This window comes from Streptomyces sp. SAI-135, assembly GCF_029893805.1.
In the GTDB taxonomy this organism is placed as follows: domain Bacteria; phylum Actinomycetota; class Actinomycetes; order Streptomycetales; family Streptomycetaceae; genus Streptomyces.
This window is the reverse complement of record NZ_JARXYP010000002.1, coordinates 5,127,928-5,145,572: the sequence shown is the minus strand read 5'-3', so window position 1 is coordinate 5,145,572 and position 17,645 is coordinate 5,127,928. Positions and strand designations below refer to the sequence as shown.

The following is a 17,645-nucleotide window of genomic DNA, read 5'->3' as shown; positions in this document are numbered from 1 at the left end:
CTGTGCGTCAGGTCGTGCGGGACCGGGATGCCTCGATGCGCCACTCCGTGCCGTCGACGCCGAGTACCTCCGCGCCGCCGTCGATGTCGACGCGCACGTCGACCGAGCGTTCACCGAGCCTCAATCCCCGAACAGCGTAGGGGGAATTCAGTCCCATGAGTGAGGGCGCGATCGGCCGTAGCGCCAGTCGGCGGCCCGGAACATCGACATCCGGTCGAAGCATCGCGGAGCAGAGCAGCGCCGCCGACGCGGCCGCCCAGGCCTGCGGCCTGCAGGAGGGCGGATACGGCGCCGGCCGCCCGAACCGGGACGACGGGTAGGCCGCGTACAGCTCGGGGAGCCGGTAGTCGAAGTGGGCGGCCGCGTCGAGCATGCCGCCCAGCAGTGTCGCGGCCTCCTCGACGAAACCGGTGACGGCGAGCCCGTGCACGGCAATGGCGGAGTCATGGGCCCAGACCGAACCACCGTGATAGCTGAACGGGTTGAATCCGGCCAGGTGCGCGGAGCGGGTGCGGATCCCCCAGGGGGTGCGCAGTTCGTCGGACATGAGTGTCTCGGCGACCCACCGGTGTTCCTTGTCGTCCTGGAGGATGCCGGAGTTCAGCAGGTGCCCCATGTTGGAGGCCGGGCCGGTCACCGGATGGCCGCCGCCGTCGACGGCGATGGCCGGATAGCGTCGGCAGTCCCGCCTCTCGACCCAGAAGAACTGGTGGAAGGCGGCACGCAGTCGCTCGGCCCGCTCCCGCCAGCGCGCGGCCTCCCCCTGATCTCCCCCGAGCGCGGTGAGGAGTTCGGCGTACCCCGCGGCGGCCTGATACGCGTATCCCTGGACCTCGCACAGGGCGATGGGCGGGTCGACCCGCCGCCCCTCGGCGTCCCGGATCGCGTCGGGCGAGTCCTTCCACCCCTGGTGGAGCAGCCCGTCCGCGCGACCCTTGCCGTAGCTGATCAGGTCATTGGCGTCCATCGCCTGCTCGACCCAGCCCATGGCGGCCCTCGCGTGGGGCAGCAGCGCGGCGACGTCCTCCCCGGCGAGGCCCCATTTCCACGCCTCGTGCAGGAGCACGACGAACAAGGGGGTCGCGTCCACCGAGGCGTAGTAACGGGCGGGCAGCACCATGCCGTCGCCGTGCCGGGTTTCCGCGGGGCGCAGCTCGTGCAGGATCCTGCCCGGTGCCTCGTCCGTGAATGTGTCGTGGCGGGTGCCCTGGCGCCTGGCGAGGGCCCAGAGCGTGCCGCGGGCCAGCCCGGTACCGAACGGAAGCATCATGCGGGCCGCCCAGATGCTGTCGCGGCCGAACAGGCCCAGGAACCAGGGGCATCCGGCGGCCAGGAACTGGTCCTCGCGCTCCTCGGCGGAACTGTTCCGCTCGGCGAGCCGCAGCGCCTCCAGGTCGGCCAGGGCCCGCGCCAGCAGCGCGGCCATGCGCTCGTGCCCGACCACCTCTGCACGCTGCCAGGGGGCGTCCTGTCGCGGCGGCACCGGATAACCCGCCACGGTCGTGGTCTTGCCGTGCACGAGCAGGTGTACGGACCACTCCTCGTCCGGCGCCAGCAGCAGCTCCCAACGGAACTCCACCTGACCGGGGCGGTCCGCGACCGGCGTGATCACCGGCGGGGTCCCGCCCCCGGCCGGCGTGTGCACCGGCCGGCCCCCTCCCCCTGCCGCCGCCACGGGCTCGGTCCGCAGCACGACCTCGCTGTTGTCGTGCGGGCTGTGCCACCGCACCGCGGGCACGACACCCTCCACCTGCTCGCAGGGGACGTCGTCGACGGGCAGGCCGGCCTTGATCGTGGCCACGTCGGCGAGATCGGTGCCGGCCACCACCGAGAGCGTGAACCGGGCCGTACGGCCGCTGACGTTCTGCACCAGCACGGCGTCACCCGACTCCCCCCGGTCCGGCCGCCGTACGGTCCGCTCGCGCGCGACCAGCAGCCAGGGGGCGGACGTCGGGTCCTCGGAGGACCGGCACACCGCCCTGAACAGCGCCTCCCGGGAGCCCTCCGGGCGGTGGGCGACATGCTCCGGTTCCTGGCCGTCGACGAGCAGCCTGAGCGTGTGCAGCAGCCTGCGGTCCTGGTCGTAGAAGCCGTCGACCCCGGTTCCCCGCAGCTGCCCGTCCTCCGAGGACATCGCGAACGACGGCGCGGCCAGGCAGATCACCGTGTCGTCCAGAAACGGCTGACGGCCCGTCTGAGGGGAGGCGGAGTCGTTCACTGAAGTACCTTTCCGAAGCGCCGCGAGGCCCACCGCGACCGTGCCGGCCCAGGCTGCGGGCGGTCGTCGCAGCCCCGCAAGCAGCGAGGGCGCTCCGGACAAATCACCCGAGAGGCAGCCGCTTGATGGGGAGTCACCTTAACGGCTGGGTGCCGCCGCAGCCATCATGCGAGGTCGGGCGAGCCAATGGCGCGCGAGGGGCGGAGCGACCGGGGGCAAGGGGGCGACCCCTGGCACATGAGCGTCGAGCAACCTGCGGCCAAGGGGGCGCCTCCTGGCGCGTGGGCGGCGGGCGAGAGGCCGACCGCCGGGCGCGTGAGCAGCGAGCAATCGGCCGGCCACCGCTGGCCGAGCAGCAAGCCACTGGCGCGTGAGCGGCGAGCGGTCGGCGGGCAAGTGGGCGGCCGAGTGGCGAGCGACCGGCAGGCAGGCAAATGGGTAGCCACCGGCGTGCGAGCGGCGGAGCGACCTGCGCGTGAGCGGCGGGTCAGCGGCGCGTGACCGGCGAGCCAGCGGCGGCTCAGTGGCAAGCGACCGGCGGGCAAGCGGGCAGCCATCGGCGCGTGAGCGGCGGGCGAGAGGCCGACCGCCGGGCGCGTGAGCGGCGGGCGAGAGGCCGACCGCCGGGCGCGTGAGCAGCGAGCAACCGGCCGGCCACCGCTGGCCGAGCAGCAAGCCACCAGCAGGCCAGCGCGGCTGAGCAGCAAGCCACCGGCGTGAGCGGCGAGAGGCCGGCGGGCGAGCGGCCGGCCACCGGCTGCAAGTGGTGGGCACGCGGCATCCGAGGGACGGGTCACCGGCGTCCGAGTAGCGGGTCGCCGCCGCCCGAGTAGGGGGCCACCTCCAGCCGAGTGACGGACCACCGGCGACCGAGTTGTGCAACGGGGGCGCCAAAAGCCGTTTCCCGCCCCATACTTGTTGCCTCACATGGGGGAACGGTGTCGGGCGGGGGGATCCCATGCGCCGTAACAGTCGGGGCAGGCGACGTCTGGACCAGGTGCTGGCCGTCGCGGGCGCGGCCGTGGCCGCGGGCGCCCTCGCCGGCGTCAAGTTCGTGGGCGGATGGGCGCAGTTCCTGGTGATCTGCCTGCTGGCCGCGGGCACCGGTCTCGGCGCCTACTCGGGGAACTCCCTGCGGGCCCGGGCCGCGGGCACTCCGCCGCAGGTGCTGATCAGCCATCCGCACGGCGACGAGCCCTGGGCGCACTGGCTGGCCTGGCGCCTCAGGCGCATCGGGTATCTCACCTCCACGCGGCCGTGGGCACCGGCGGAGCACCTGTTCCCGCCCCCGCCGGAGGTCGCTCCTGACCACGAACTGGTCATCGTGTCACGGGCGTTGGACGACGTGGACCACTCGGCCGAGCACACCCGCGTGGCCCGCGCTCGCGGCAGATCCGTCCTCGCCCTGGTGACCGCGCACCACGACCCACCGCTCACCCGGTGGGCCGGCTGCGAGGTGTTGACGCTGGCCGGCCGTACGGCCGACGACGCGGCGGCCACCATCGACGCGCGCCTGCACCAGGCCGGCGCGGTCCCCCTGCCGGAGTACACGGCCTCCCACGTCGTCGGCGAGGTCGAACCGCGTTACCCCGCCCTCGGCCCCCTCGTCACCAACTTCGACCGACGGGCGGTGTCGCACTTCGCCGCACGGCGCGAGGAACTGGCCCTGCTGCGCGCGGTCCTCGGCACGGTGAACGCCTCGGGCGGCGGCCGCACCTGCGCCATCCACGGCCTCAGCGGCATCGGCAAGACGCGGCTGGCACTGGAGTACGCCCGACGCTACGAGGATCTCTTCGACGTGATCTGGCGGGTGGAGGCCGCCCACGCCCCCACCGCCCGCGCGAGTCTGCTCGCCCTGGCGCACCGGCTCCAGGACCTGCGCGACCAGCAGACCGGGCCCCGGGCCCCGCACGAGGACCGCGATCCCGAGCAGACCCTCCAGCACCTGCTCTCCAACGAGTTACCCAGGATCAGAGCACTGTTGATCTACGACGGGGCGGAGGACGACGCGACCATCCGGCAGCTGCTGCCGGACACCGGGCACGGCGGCCAGGTCCTGATCACCTCCGTCAACCCCGTCTGGCAGCGCAGCGCCCCCCACCACCGCATCGCCCTGGAGGCGTTCACCGCCCAGGAGGCCGTGTCCTTCCTCCGCAACGAGAGCGGCATCGACGACGAGGCCGGACTCGCGAAGATCGTCGACCGGCTGGGCCGGCTGCCGCTCGCCCTGGAACCCGCGGCTGCCTCCCTGCGCGACGAGCCCGACATAGACGCCTACCTCCAGGCCCTGGACCTCCCCTCGCAGGACGCCCCGTCCGCCCGGCCGGAGACCAGTCCCAGCGGGGCCCCTGCCTGGATCCACTCCTTCCACCAGGCCGAGACGAGGGACGCGCTCGCGGGACTGCTGCTGCGGCTGTGCGCCTTCCTCGCGCCGCAGGGCATACCCAGCTACTTCTTCGAGGCCGACGGACAGCGCACCGACCTGCTGCCGAGGCCCCTCGCCGAGGGACTGGCACAGCCGCCGCGCGACCGCCGTATCAAGGACACGGCCAGGAACTCCTCGCTGCTCACCGGCGAGGCGAAGCTGGTGATGCACACCCAGGTGCAGGCCGTGATCCGCGAGGAGATGCCCCAGGAGGAACAGACCTTCCACGCGGCCGCGGCGGTGTGCCTGGTCAACGGCTGGTTCCCGGAGGACCCGGAGCGGGAGAGCACCTGGCCCCAGTGCGTCGAACTGCTCCCGCACGCCCGGGTGGTGCTCGACCACTGCGGACGGCTCGGAGTCGTCGACGAGAACACCTCGACGCTGTTGCAGAGCATGGGCGAGTACTTCCGTGTGCAGGGCGACCGCACCGAGGCGGAGCGGCTCCTGATGGACGCCCTGCGCCAGCGGGAGAACCTCTGGGGCCGCCAGAACTCGCTCGTCGCCAACACCCTGGTCTCCCTCAGCCGGCTCAAGGTGCTGAGCGCCGAGCTGCCCGAGGCGCGCAGCTTCGCCGAGGACGCCCTCAAGATACGGCTGCGCCTCGACGGCGACCGCGACCCCCGCACGCTGGAGAGCCGTATGCAGCTCGGGCGTGTCCTGCGTGAGCTCGGCGACTTCGACGGGGCGTCCGAGGCCGCGGACCAGACGCTGCTGCGCCTGCGGCGGCTGTCCGAGACCGACCCGGTGAAGATCGCCGACGGCCTGTGCGACCTGGGCCTCGTCCGCTGGCGGCAGGGGCGGCTCGGCGAGGCGCTGAAGCTGCACCGGGAGGCACTCCAACTGCTGGAGCGCGCCCCGGGGGACGGCGAGCCCGCGCGGCGCAACCGTACGGCGTTCGTCCACCAGGCGCTCGGGCTGGCCCTGTTGGACTCCGAGGACCTGGAGGGAGCCGAGCACCACCTCAGGAGCGCGCTGGAGGTCCTGGAGTGCGCCGGGTACGCGGTGAGCCATCCGATCGTGCTCTCCTCGTCCGTGCATCTGGGCGAGACGCTCAGGCAGCGGGCGGCGCGCTACCGGGGCCGGGACGACCGGCGCTCCCCCGCGCGCGAGCGCTCCTCGCCGGGGGAGCGGGAGGCCGAGCGTCTGCTCGCCGAGGCGAAACGGATCTTCGACCAGGTGCTGTCCGCCCCTCACATGGACGGTGACCGGGACCACCCGGACCGGGCCTGCGCCCTGGTCCGCTACTCCCACCTCCTGCACGACCAGGGCAACACCGAGGCGGCGTTGACGGAGGTCAAGAACGCCATCCGGATCTACACCGAGAAGTACGGCTCCCAGCACCCCTACGTGGCCGAGGCCCGCTACCGCCGGGCCCTGATCCGCAAGGGGAGCGCGAGCGGAGGCCGGCCGCCGCGCTGGCGCGAGGACCTGGTCACGGCCCGGGAGATCTATCTGCGGGTGCACCCTCAGGACCACCCGCTCATCCGGCGGATCGAGGAGGAGCTGGGGGACGATCCCGGCCCGGCGCCCGGCGGAAGTCCGGACGAACGTCATCCCTGAGTTTGCGTCACATCCCTCGTAGGGCGTTCTCACCGCTCCGTGGGATCGCGCCCGAGAGAGCGGACTGAATCTGGCTCTACGAGAACGTGGCCGGACTGCGCCCCGGAGACGCCGGCTACCGCACCTTCACGGTCCGCCCCGACGCCCGCACGGGCATGAACTGGGCCCGCACCTCGATCCGTACGGTGCGCGGCCCCGCGGCGGTGTCCTGGACCCGCGTCGACGACCGGCTGCGGCTGTCGATGCGGGTCCCGGGTCACTGCTCCGACGGGAGCGCGGCATCTGCGGACCGAATTGTGGTTCGTGGTGTTCCGGTACCGCACGAGGAGTGGGAGTTCGGCGGTGATGCCGTCGCGCGCGCATCCCAGGATCGAGCACAACGACAAACCCCAGGTCGCATTCCCGACCTGGGGTTTCGATGGAGCCGCCTTCGGGATTCGAACCCGAGACCTACGCATTACGAGTTGTCCGATCTTGGTCCGGGGGCGTCCGTAGTTGTAGGCGAAGCTGGCTAATCCCCTGCTCACAGGGCTTGCTGGACGCTCGGGGACGCCTGCGAACAACCGTGGAAACGGGTTCTGCTGAGACCGCAACTGAGACCCAGATACGAGCGCACTGTCTCCGGCGGAGTGCAGCCTTGCGCTTCTATGCCGCCCCTGCTAGGCGTCGCCACACCACTACGAGTGCCCGTTGGCACCCTTCGGCAGGGGCCTTTGGCAACTACCGAAGTCCTACTCAAGTCGCCGCGGGTGCGCTACCGTACGTGAATCATCACGCAGAGTACCGGGGACTTCTGCGAAGTTGAGGGGGCCACATGACTCAAAACAGGTCGCGTCGGCGTGGGGCCAATTTCAATTTGGGCGCCGAACAGGCAGAAAGCAGACAAGCGCTTACTGCATTCCGCCTTCTACGAATCAGACGACTACTTGACGATCTCCGATAAGGACGATCGCCGCTGCTTCATCATCGCAAGGACCGGTAGCGGAAAGTCGGCTGCACTTCAACAATTAGAAGAGGAATCTCCGGGTCATGTTGTAAGGGTGATTCCTGAAGACCTTTCCCTTCAGTACATCACCAATCTCGGCATCATGCGTTTCCTGGACGGACTCGAAGTCAGCCTCGACCCGCTCTTTATCGCACTATGGAAACACGTTCTACTCGTAGAACTCATCCGCCATCGCTATAAGGTGAACACCCCTGCGGCAAAGGCGAACTTCCTGGTGACATTGCGAGACAAGATCCGCAGAGATCCCGGCAAGAGGGCCGCTCTAGAATACTTGGAGGAGTTCCAGGACCGCTTTTGGGTTGAAGCCGATCAGAGAGTCCGGGAGGTTACAGAAAAGTTCGAAGAGCGCATCAATAAGGAGGCCAAGGGGAGGGTTACTCTGCCAGGATCGGCGGACGCGACCCTCGGAGCCACATCAGGAGACACCTTTTCCTCAGAAGTGCGCACAGAGCTGGCCGATCGATTTCAGCGTATCGTCAACGAAACTCAGATGGCCAGACTGAACAAGATGATCAATGTTCTCGATGAGGACATCTTGGATAGCCGTCAGAACTTCACCTATGTGGTAATCGATGACCTGGACAGGGACTGGGTTGACGATAAGCTGGCAAACGCCTTGATCCGGTGCCTTTTCCGGGCAGTGTTGGATTTGCAGCGCGTCAACAACCTCAAAGTCATCGTAGCGCTCCGCACCAACATCTTTGAGCATCTGGACTTTGGGCATCGTTCGGGCGGGCAAGAGGAGAAGTTTCGTGCGCTCGCACTTCGGATGCGCTGGACCGCAACAGAGCTCGAAGAGTTGGTTTCCGAAAGAATCCGGGTTGCCACCTCCGACTTCGACGTGAAATTGCGCTCTGCTTATGACATCCTACCTCGGACAAACACCACTCGCGGCGACGCGCTCGAATACATGCTGCAACGCACCCTGATGCGGCCGCGAGACATCATCGCCTTCTTCAATGAAGCATTAGCGCGATCCGGGCGGGCCGAACCTCTGACTTGGGATGAGATCAGGGGAGCCGAGGAGCCCTATTCACGTAAGCGTCTGCTAGCCCTACGCGACGAATGGAAGACTTCATACCCAGGGATTGATCGAATCTTCGAGGTGTTCGAGGGTGTCACTCTGCCAATGTCGGCAGACGAATTCACTCGGAGACTAGACGATGCGATCACACAAACTGCTGGGGATCCGGCCTTCGGCGGAACTGACTGGGTCTACGCACTCACGGCGAAAATGTGGACACATGCCGAAGGGAGCTGGTCAGACTGGTACGGACCTCTAGTCTCTCTGCTGTACAACATCGGCTTCATCGGCTGCAAGACTGGCAGTCGATCTGAATTCCGATTCGTCCAGGAGGATCCTGATTTTGCCGAGAGAGTGCGAAATCTGGAGTCCATCACAGACGTCACCATCCACCCCACGTTCCACATGGGCCTAGACACTCGCGCTGACTATTCAAGGCGTTAGTGGTTGGTCACGAGCGCGGCCGACCGCTGCGCCCTAGGTCCTCCCTTCGCTGTTGCCAGTCGTGGCAGTCTTAAGGTTGACGACGGCGATCGGAGAGGGAGTGCGAGTGTCGCAGGCGGCCAGCCCTCGGGGCACCTTCCTGAAGGTTGCCGACTCGATGAAAGACCTGATCGAGTCGCACCCAGAGATGACAGAACTGCCCTCCCTAGCTGACGTCATGACCGAACACGGCGTCTCGCGCGGCGTCGCCATCCGGGCGTACGCCGTGCTGCGACAGGAGGGCTTGGCCGAGCCCGTCCCAGGTGAGCGATGGCGGATCGTGCGATCAGGTGTGCGGGTCGACCAACGTCCGCTTCACCAGCGGATCGCAAGCATCATCACCACTGACGGATTGCGAGAAGGGGAAGCGTTTCCCAGCGCCGGCGCGCTGGCCGAACGGTTCGGTGTCTCACGGCCCACAGTGACCAAGGCGCTGGAGAAACTGGAAGCCGCTGGCGTGCTGGCGGGGGGCGGACAGGGCAAGGTGCGGACGATCCGCGCCGTGCCGGCGCGAGAGGAGCGTTCCTAACTTGCCGACGTTGATGGAGTGGGCCTATCCCCTGGCTGAGTCCCTGCTCGCCGAGCCGTTGCCACGACGCTGGCAGCACTGCTTGGGGGTCGCCCAGAGAGCACGTACGATCGCGCTCGTTCTCGACCAAGACGCGGACCTCTTGGAGGCCGCTGCCGTTCTGCACGACATCGGCTACGCACCGGACCTAGCCAAGACGGGCTTTCACCCACTGGACGGCGCGCGCTACCTGCGGGACATCGCCAGCGCCGACGAACGGGTGACGAATCTGGTGGCTCACCATTCCTGCTCGTGGCTTGAGGCAGAGGCGCGCGGGCTGCATGCGGAACTGGTCGGCGAGTTCCCCCGCGAGAGCGAGCACCTGAACGATGCGCTCTGCTACTGCGACATGAGCACCACTCCGGACGGCACTCCGACGAACCCCATCGATCGGATCAACGAGATCGCCGGGCGCTACGGGCCGGACAGCCTGATCGGCAAGTTCATCCGCCGGGCCGAACCGGCGATCCTTGACTGCACATGCCGCGTCCTTGAACGAGTCGCCGCCGCAAAGCGTCAGCCGATGTAGGGCGCCGTCCGCACCTGGTCCATCGCGTGCTCGATCCGGAGCCGCATCGTGGGGTGCACGTCCAACGCCTTCAGGTCCGCCGGGTCGACCCAGCGGACCTGAGTCGTCTCATTACTCGTACGGAGTTCACCGCCGACCGGCCGCGCGCGGAAGCAAATGCTGAACTGCTGGCGTACCTCGCCATCGTCGTACTGCATCACGTGACCCGGGTCAGTGTAGATGCCGGACATGTCTACGACTTCGGCCTTGACGCCCGTCTCTTCCCAGACCTCGCGGACCACGGTGTCACTGATGGACTCACCGACGTCGTGCCCGCCGCCGGGCAGAGCCCAACGGCCATTGTCCGACCTCTGGATCATCAGCACCTGTCCCGCATCGTTCTGCACGAACGCCACGACGGAGGGCACCACCGAGTTGGCCGGCGGGGCGTCGGGGTCGTGAAGGTAGTCGATGCGTCCCATGACTCATGCTCCCGTGATGTCGTGTTCGGTCACTGGCCTTGCGCCTTCCCAGGTCTGCTGCACGCTATTGGCGAAGGTGTCGAAGAGCCCGGCACCGGGGAGCCGCCGTAGGTGTAGGACCGGCGCCATGTAGGCACCGATGCCGTACACATGCGTGTTGACGAGCATCTCGTCATCCACACGGTAGATCGAGTTGTAGAGCACGGTGTCGTGCAGGCGGAACGCGATATCGGGGTGGCTGATGAACAGAGGGCTGTAGTTGACCAGGGCGTTGCGGATCTTGCCGTCCATGATGCGGTGGCCTTCGTCAATGCCGCGCTGGATGACGGCCTCACACGCGGGGTCGCCCATCAGGACGCGAATCGCGACGCTCTTCGATTTCGCTTCGAGGACCGAGAGGAAGCGTGGGTCTTCTGCAAGGCCGATGCCTGCGTAGACCAGGATGTCGATGCACTCCTTGGCACGCTCGCACATCTCCCGCCACAAGTCCGTCGGTACAACGTGGCGATGCGGGTAGACCGTCACGATCTCCGCTTTGCTCAGGTCGGCGGCGGACTCCTGCGTCCGGGGGTCGTCCCACAGCATCGTCACGTCAACACCGAGTGCTGCTGCTGTTGCGTACTGGTGGCGCCGGTACGGCACCTTCCCCTGGGTGACCCAGCGCTCGACGGTCTTAGGGATCACGCCGATCTGCTCCGCAAGATCCTGGATCGTCATGCCGCGTGCCAACAGAGCAGACCTTAACCGTTCGTTGGACATCGTCACTCCCGCACGGACTTCTAGGGACTTCTTGACGGTAGCTAGATGATTCAGCGCTGTCCACGGGCGGGGTGACCAACTCCCCTGACCTGGGGCGAATCTGATTGTGCGCCAAGAAGTACTAGCGAAACACATGACGTTCGGTCAGCACCCTTGACGGAACCCCATGCAGTACCTGTAAAACAGGTACTGCATGACAGCGGCCGGAGGAAAGCTCTGCAAGGAGTGAGTACGAAGTGAGCGCACGTTGGTTGAAAACTCAACAGAGTGCTGAGGGAAGCCCGCCCCACCTCCGAAGCAAGAGGGCGGGCGCGCATGGGTTCTGTCCTGTGCGCGGTAGAGCGCAATCCGACCTTTCCGCAGCTCGGCTGCGGCCGGTTGCCTCCGCCGCTCGTCTCGTACGAGCGGCGCTGAGGGGAGCCGGATCTACCGACTCCAACGGCGCGCGGCCCCGGTGCTGGAACACCGGGGCCGCTGTTCGGGCCGTTCACCTTCTGGGAGGACCACGACCCAATGGACCACATCGTCACTGTTCAGGGAGCTGTTACCGCGTTCGCCGACTTCATGGAGCCGACGGATGCGGAGCTGGACGCGATCGACCGCGAGATGCCCGTCATCCTCGCGGACATCGACCTGCTCGACGCGCACATCGCCACGCTCGACCGCACGCCGACCGATCTGGACGAGCGGCGTATCCGCCGGGCCCGCCGGCGGGCGCTGGCCGCGCGAGTGGAGCTGATCAACCACACGGTCACCGCCTCGGGGGTCGGGGCGTGAACGCTGTTCAGATCCGTTCAGCCGAACGGGCCCTGTCCATCGGCACGTGGCTGATCGTGGCGGGCGCGATGCTGTATTCGATCCTCACCGTCACCCCCCTCGCCGCCGCCCACACCCCCGACAAGTGGAAGTGGACCGCGCCGATCCTGCCGCTGGTGGTGGATGCCGCGGTGGTCATCGTGGTCCGCCTTGATGCGGTGCTGGCCCGGCTCGGAGGACACGGCGGTAAGTGGCCGATCGTGCTGCGCTGGATGACCGGCTGCATGACCCTCGCCCTCAACGTCGCCGACTCCGCGCTGCACAACGACCTGGTCGGCGTGGCCGTGCACGCGGTCGCCCCGCTCCTGCTCATCGTCACAGCGGAGACAGGGCTCGCCTACCGGCGCGCGATCGCCGCCGCCATGACCGACCTTGAGGCGCGGCAGCAGGCGCAGCGTGAGGCCCGCGAGCGGGCGATTGCTGAGCGGCGGGAGACGGCCGCGCGGTTGGCCCGTGAGGAGCGCGAGCACGCGGCCATGTTGGCGCGTGAACAGCGTGAACACGAAGCCCGCCTGATCCGCGAGCAAGCTGAGCGCGAGGAACGGGCCCGCCGCGAGGAACGCGCGCAGGCCGCGGCCCGCGAGCAGGCTGAGCGGGAGGCTCGTGAACGCGCTGAGCGCGAGCGTGAACAGCAGGCCCGGGATCGTGAACGCCGTGAACGGGAGGCCGCTGAGCGTGCCGAGCGGGAGCGGGCCGCGCGGACGGAGCGTGAACGCCGTGAACGGGCGGATCGTCAGGCCCGTGCCGAGCGTGAACGCGCCGCCCTGCTGGCCGCCGGGCCCGCTGTGGAGAAGCTCCCCGAGGAGCAGGCGCGGGCGATGGTGCAGGCCGCGTTCGAAGCTGAGCTTTCGGTGCGGTCCGCTGCCGAGCTGTGCGGCTGGTCCGTGGGATGGGTGTCCACCCGCTACCAGGAGTTCCGCGACGCCGGCCACCCCGCCCGGGACCACGAGCCGGTTGAGGTGGCGGCATGACCTCCCGCAATAAGCGGCGACAGCCGGTGGGGGACATGTTCCCCGGCATGGCCGACCGCATCACCGGCCGGCCACCGAAGGCGGAGGCTGAGCTGGAGGCTTTGACCTTGGATGAGGCGATCGCCCGCTCCTTCGGCATCCTCGATCGCGTCCTGGCCGCCTTCCCGGTCGTGACCACGATCGGGCTGTTCTCCGGCGGCAACGACTCCGTGGTGGTCAATCACCTCTTCCGGCATCGTGTGGATGCGATCGCGCACGTCAACACCGGGACCGGTATCCCCGAGACCACCCAGCACGTGCGTGACGTGGTTGCCGCCTGGGGTCTGCCCCTGCACGAACTGCACCCGAGGAACTCCTACCGGGATCTCGTGCTTGGCAAGGTCCTGTCCACTCGCGGTAAGAACATCGGCCGCCAGGTGTGGAAGGGCTTCCCCGGCCCGGCTGGACACTCAGTGATGTACCGCAGGCTCAAAGACGAGCCGTTACAGCGCCTGCGGGGGCAGATCATCGGCCGCCACGGGCGTACCCGCAACGTCGTCTACCTCGGTGGCATGCGCTGGGCCGAGACCGACCGGCGCTTTCGCAACGCAGAAGAGGTCGACCGCGAGGGCGCCCTGCTCTGGGTCTCCCCGATCGTGCACTGGACCAACGCCCACATGCGCGAATACCGCGATCGCCACCGCTGCACCCTCCCCCACCAGCACACCGACCACATGCTGTGCACCCCGAACGCCCTTCCGCTCAACGAGGTCACCGTGCACCTGCACATGTCCGGGGAGTGCCTATGCGGCGCGTTCGCCAAGCCCAATGAGCTCGAAGAGATCGAGTTCTTCTACCCCCACGCCACCAAGCCCCTGCGGGAGTTGCAGCGCGAGGCCGAAGCCGCGGGCCTGACCGCGTGCAAGTGGGGCCAGCGACCGCCCGGCAAGCGCACCCGTCGCCCGGCCGGGCGGTTGTGCGGCAAGTGCGAGGTCATCGAGGGGCAAGCCGATCTGCTCGCCGAATGGCGCGAGTCCGGCCTGATCACCCCCAGCCAGTTCGACACCTTCACCCGCACCGACGAACAGCGCGCCGCCTGAACACCCCGTCTAACCTGGGAGTTTCGCTGTGTCCAGCCTCGCTGTGAGTCGGGCCGGCGGGAAGTACCGCGGGCGGATGAGGACCGCATTCCTCAACGACCGGCAGATACGCCCCACCGACTTCCACCGATGGAGCCATGCGCGCCGGCAGTTCGCCCGGCCCGGCAAGGACCGGGCCAAGGTGGAAGAGCTCAAGGCGTCCATCCCCGAGCACGGCCTGCTGACGCCGATCATCTTGGGGGTCAGTGACCGGTACCCGGACGTGTACGTGTGCGACGGGCACCACCGGGCCGTGGCCCTACTCGAGCTGCACGTGGCCTGGTTCCCGTTCCACTGGTACTGGATCAAGGCATCCGGCGTCCGGATGGAACGCGAGCCCTTCCCCTACGACCTGCTCGCCCTGAACAGCGGCGCACCCTCCGCGCTTCTGTGAGCCGGCGCTTCGCGCATCGCACAGCACCTTCGACCACCCCTCCAACCTGGGAGTTTCGCTGTGTCCAGCCGTACCCGCACCCGCGCCGCGGGTGTCCACACCGTCCGTATCCCGCACCAGCGTGGGCGCCGCTCGCAACCGTTCCTGATCGTCGTCCCCGACCGGCCCTCGCTGACCCGCGAGGCGTTCGGGTTCCTCGGGCGGCTGCTGTGGACCTTCCGCGCCGCGCTCGCCCCCACCGCCCTCGCGCTGCTCGCGCTGGTCGTGACCGCGCTCCTGCACGTGCTGGGCTGGTGGTCGGCTCTGGTGCTCGCCCCGCTCGCCGTCGCGCCGGCGGTGTGGTTCGCCGTCTTGCAGCGCCGGCGCCCCGGCTACGGTTCCACGCTCGCGTGGCGCATCGCCCTGAGCGCGCTCGCCACCCTGATCGGGGCGTGGGCGGCGCTGGCCGCAGCCTTCGGCCCGTGGGCCGGCCCGCTCGGGCTGATCTGGCTGATCGCCCTGATCGTGGCGCAGTCCGCCTGGCTCATCGTCCGCCGCACCCACTAGCTGAGGAGACTGCCCGATGGCAGCTAATCGCAACGCCTCCGCCCGCCAGGTCGATGACTTCGCCCGGCGACAGGCGAGCCAGCCCTTCACCAACGCCCGGCGCGGTGCGAACCCGCAGAACAAGGGCGCCAAGTTCGCCAACGCGGGCGCCGCCGCCGGCGGATTCATCGGCGCGATGGGCGGCTCCTTCGTCCCCCCGATCAACGTCACCGTCAACAACAACAAGACCGCGGGCCGCGCCGGGGGTCGCCGCTCTCACGCCGAATCCCTCCTGCCTGCCCCGGAATTCGGTTCCCCGGCGCAGGTGCGGAACTACTGCAACACCCTGCGGGCCGCGGCCGTGACGCTCTCGATTGAGGTCGCCATGGGTGCCGAAATCCTCAAGGGCGTGCTGACCGCGGTCCCGGACCCGGAGGGGCGGACGTTCGGCTCCCGGGTGCGGGCTCGGAAGGTCTCCCGCAAGATGCAGCGCTCCGCGGATGCCCTGCGGGATGCCGCGAAGAACGCCGCGGCCTGCTACGCGACCTTTCAGCAGGAGTTCGAGGAAGAGATCAACCGGGTGCGTCACCGCGCCCGCAAGCCGCAACAGCCGGTCATGAACTGGGCTCAGCAGTAAGGAGGGTTGGGCCATGGCTCGACAGTGGACTGATCAGGACGGACGCAGCTACCCGCTCGCCGTCACCGGCATGAACGAGGGTTCGGGCGGCACGGTACGGGCGTACCTGATGAATCGGGCTAAGCCGCATCTGCCGCCGTGGCTCGGCTGGACCGGGACCGGGCTGGTCGGCGCGGTGGGCAACTGGCAGTGGGGCGACAGCCCGTGGGCCGGCGTCGGCCTCACCCTCGCCTCGGTCGCGCTGACCGGCGGAACCTGGTGGATGGGCAAGAGCACCAGCGAACAGCGGCGCCTGCACTCCGCCATCACCGTGGCCGCCGGTTCCGCCTGGGTGACCGCCGCCTGCCTGTCCGGACCGACCGCCGGCCCGATCGACGACCTGTTCCTGATGGGCGGCCCGGTCCTGGCGCTGTCCTGGAACATCCGCATGGCCCTGCGCCACACCCCCGACGCCACCGGCCCCGGGGGCGACAAGGGCCTGCTGGAGAAGATCGGACTCGCGCGGGCGCAGATCGGGGCAGCGAAGGTGGAACCCAACCGGGTCACCGCCCCCGTCGCGCTGGATGCCGGATCGCAGACCAACGACGACATGGCCAAAGCGCTGGGCAACCTCGCCTCCGCCCTGGACCTGCCGACCTCCGCGGTCCGCTACACCCCCAACCCCGACTCCAACCGCCGCGGCGAGCTGGTCATCGTGCCCGAGGACATGCTGTCCGAGGTCGTCGAGTGGCAGGGGCCCTCCAATCTCGGGGGTTCAATCGCTGAGCCGCTGGTCATCGGACGGTACGACGACGGCTCCCTGCTGGTGATGTGGCTGCCCGGTGACCCGGACGCGGGCCGCAACTCCACGCACGGCCTGATCGCCGGCCAGTCCGGCTCCGGAAAGGGCGATGCCGCGCTGAATCTGCTCACGGAGATCCTCTCCCGCAGGGACGTCATCGTGTGGTTCTCCGACCCCAAGGCGTTTCAGGACTTCGCCCCGCTGCGGGCGGGTCTGGACTGGGACGCCGAAGGCGGCAGCCAGACGGAAGTCATGGTGGCGGCCGTTGAGGCGGTCATCCCGGCCCGTACCCGCTGGTTGGGTGCCCACGGCTACCGCCAGTGGGTGCCCAAGGCTGCCGAGCAGCAAAACGACCCGGAGCACTCCTGCCGCACCGATGGCACAGCGTGCGGGTGCGCGGGGATGCCGTTCCTGGTGGCCTGGTTCGAGGAGGCCGCCAACACCCTGCGCAACCTCGGGGACGACGCGTTCACCGGCATCGCGCAGGAGGCCCGCTCCGCCGGCGTCTCGCTGATCGTGTCGCTTCAGCGTCCCTCCTACGACCAGATGTCCACCTCCACCCGCGCCTCCCTGCCGTCCGTGATCGCGCTGGGCTGCGACGCGCGTGATGAGGGATTCGCGCTGCCGGATGAGGTACTGGCACAGGGCGCGCACCCGGGGGCGTGGGGCAACCGGCGGCCCGGATACTGCTACGTCGTCTCCCCCGGCATCCCCGAGGACCGCTACGCCTCCCCAGGCCGCACCCGCCGCTTCACCAAGCGGGCCGTGCCCGTCATGGAGCTGCTGGCCACCTGGGCACAGCGCAACGGCGCCACCGCCGACCCCATCACCGCCGGCGCCGCCACCGCCGTTGCCGGCAACGCGTACACCGGCCGCACGGACGCCGGCACCGACCAGCAGGCAACGGCGCTGCGGGCCGTCACGGAGGAGGACGACATGGACCACGGTGGCCTGCTCGTGGACCCGGAAGACCAGCACATCGACCCCGAGGTTGACCTGCCCGAGCTGGAGGAGGGCGATGACGCCCCGATCTTCGGACAGGAAGCCGGCCGCAAGCCCTCCCCGGAGGAGGCCCGGGAGCTGTTCGCCCAAGCCCTGGAGGAGTTCGAGGAAGCCGGACAGATGATCGTGGGCCCGAAGGACTTCCTGGACTGGTGCGACCGCCACCACCTCTCCCGCTCCTGGGTGTCCAAACGGCTGAAGGAAGCGGCCATCGAGGGCCGCTTGGAGCAGACGAACACCACCGGTCGGTGGCGCATCGTCCCCGTCCTCACGGCCGCCTGACCCCCGTCACATGTGACGGGCCCGTCACACCCAAACCCCTAGGCAGGCGCGGGTGTGACGCGCCGGAACAGCGGCCCGTCACACCC

15 protein-coding genes are annotated in these 17,645 nt (G+C 68.8%); 12 read left to right on the top strand and 3 right to left on the bottom strand.

Translation table 11 applies throughout. The annotated features are described in order from the left end of the window. Positions 1-7: 7 nt before the first annotated feature. On the bottom strand, positions 8-2,218 hold the full coding sequence (locus M2163_RS27810; RefSeq protein ID WP_280895350.1) for a glycogen debranching N-terminal domain-containing protein: 2,211 nt from the start codon (positions 2,216-2,218) through the stop codon (positions 8-10). Between the two features lie 958 nt (positions 2,219-3,176). Between M2163_RS27810 and fxsT the strand changes: the two genes are divergently transcribed. The 5 genes from fxsT to M2163_RS27785 all read left to right on the top strand — a co-directional run bounded on the left by fxsT (position 3,177) and on the right by M2163_RS27785 (position 9,813). Continuing rightward, positions 3,177-6,203, top strand: a complete 3,027-nt coding sequence (gene fxsT, locus M2163_RS27805; protein ID WP_280895349.1) for an FxSxx-COOH system tetratricopeptide repeat protein — start codon at positions 3,177-3,179, stop codon at positions 6,201-6,203. 86 nt (positions 6,204-6,289) lie between these two features. Continuing rightward, positions 6,290-6,718, top strand: a complete 429-nt coding sequence (locus M2163_RS27800; protein ID WP_280895348.1) for an alpha-L-rhamnosidase C-terminal domain-containing protein — start codon at positions 6,290-6,292, stop codon at positions 6,716-6,718. 411 nt (positions 6,719-7,129) lie between these two features. Continuing rightward, complete coding sequence (locus M2163_RS27795; RefSeq protein WP_280895347.1) at positions 7,130-8,677, top strand: hypothetical protein; 1,548 nt, start codon at positions 7,130-7,132, stop codon at positions 8,675-8,677. A 106-nt stretch (positions 8,678-8,783) separates the two neighbouring features. Beyond that, positions 8,784-9,245 carry a GntR family transcriptional regulator gene (locus tag M2163_RS27790; RefSeq protein ID WP_280895346.1) on the top strand — a complete coding sequence of 154 codons (462 nt, stop codon included), beginning with the start codon at positions 8,784-8,786 and terminating at the stop codon, positions 9,243-9,245. A gap of 13 nt (positions 9,246-9,258) precedes the next feature. Then, positions 9,259-9,813 (top strand): HD domain-containing protein, encoded by a 555-nt coding sequence (locus M2163_RS27785; RefSeq protein WP_280897328.1) that lies wholly within the window; start codon positions 9,259-9,261, stop codon positions 9,811-9,813. Here the strand turns inward: M2163_RS27785 and M2163_RS27780 are convergent. Together M2163_RS27780 and M2163_RS27775 are read right to left on the bottom strand one after the other, a co-directional pair. Next, positions 9,801-10,274 carry an NUDIX domain-containing protein gene (locus M2163_RS27780; protein ID WP_280895345.1) on the bottom strand — a complete coding sequence of 158 codons (474 nt, stop codon included), beginning with the start codon at positions 10,272-10,274 and terminating at the stop codon, positions 9,801-9,803. The genes M2163_RS27785 and M2163_RS27780 overlap by 13 nt on opposite strands. Before the next feature lie 3 nt (positions 10,275-10,277). Beyond that, on the bottom strand, positions 10,278-11,033 hold the full coding sequence (locus tag M2163_RS27775) for a helix-turn-helix transcriptional regulator (protein ID WP_280895344.1): 756 nt from the start codon (positions 11,031-11,033) through the stop codon (positions 10,278-10,280). 513 nt (positions 11,034-11,546) lie between these two features. Between M2163_RS27775 and M2163_RS27770 the strand changes: the two genes are divergently transcribed. The 7 genes from M2163_RS27770 (at position 11,547) to traB (ending at position 17,559) form a co-directional block, all read left to right on the top strand. After that, positions 11,547-11,810 carry a DUF6284 family protein gene (locus M2163_RS27770; RefSeq protein ID WP_280895343.1) on the top strand — a complete coding sequence of 88 codons (264 nt, stop codon included), beginning with the start codon at positions 11,547-11,549 and terminating at the stop codon, positions 11,808-11,810. Then, the gene (locus M2163_RS27765) at positions 11,807-12,820 is read left to right on the top strand and encodes a DUF2637 domain-containing protein (RefSeq protein WP_280895342.1); all 1,014 of its coding nucleotides are present in this window, start codon (positions 11,807-11,809) and stop codon (positions 12,818-12,820) included. The genes M2163_RS27770 and M2163_RS27765 overlap by 4 nt, the downstream gene beginning before the upstream one ends. Further along, positions 12,817-13,899, top strand: a complete 1,083-nt coding sequence (locus tag M2163_RS27760) for a phosphoadenosine phosphosulfate reductase family protein (RefSeq protein WP_280895341.1) — start codon at positions 12,817-12,819, stop codon at positions 13,897-13,899. Before M2163_RS27765 ends, M2163_RS27760 begins: the two co-directional genes overlap by 4 nt. 76 nt (positions 13,900-13,975) lie before the next feature. Further along, entirely contained in the window at positions 13,976-14,332 is a 357-nt protein-coding gene (locus M2163_RS27755; RefSeq protein ID WP_280895340.1) for a ParB/Srx family N-terminal domain-containing protein, read from the top strand. A gap of 60 nt (positions 14,333-14,392) precedes the next feature. Further along, on the top strand, positions 14,393-14,878 hold the full coding sequence (locus M2163_RS27750) for a hypothetical protein (protein WP_280895339.1): 486 nt from the start codon (positions 14,393-14,395) through the stop codon (positions 14,876-14,878). A gap of 16 nt (positions 14,879-14,894) precedes the next feature. Next, entirely contained in the window at positions 14,895-15,494 is a 600-nt protein-coding gene (traA, locus tag M2163_RS27745) for a plasmid transfer protein TraA (protein WP_280895338.1), read from the top strand. 13 nt (positions 15,495-15,507) lie between these two features. After that, complete coding sequence (gene traB, locus M2163_RS27740) at positions 15,508-17,559, top strand: plasmid transfer protein TraB (RefSeq protein WP_280895337.1); 2,052 nt, start codon at positions 15,508-15,510, stop codon at positions 17,557-17,559. The last annotated feature ends 86 nt before the right edge of the window (positions 17,560-17,645 follow it).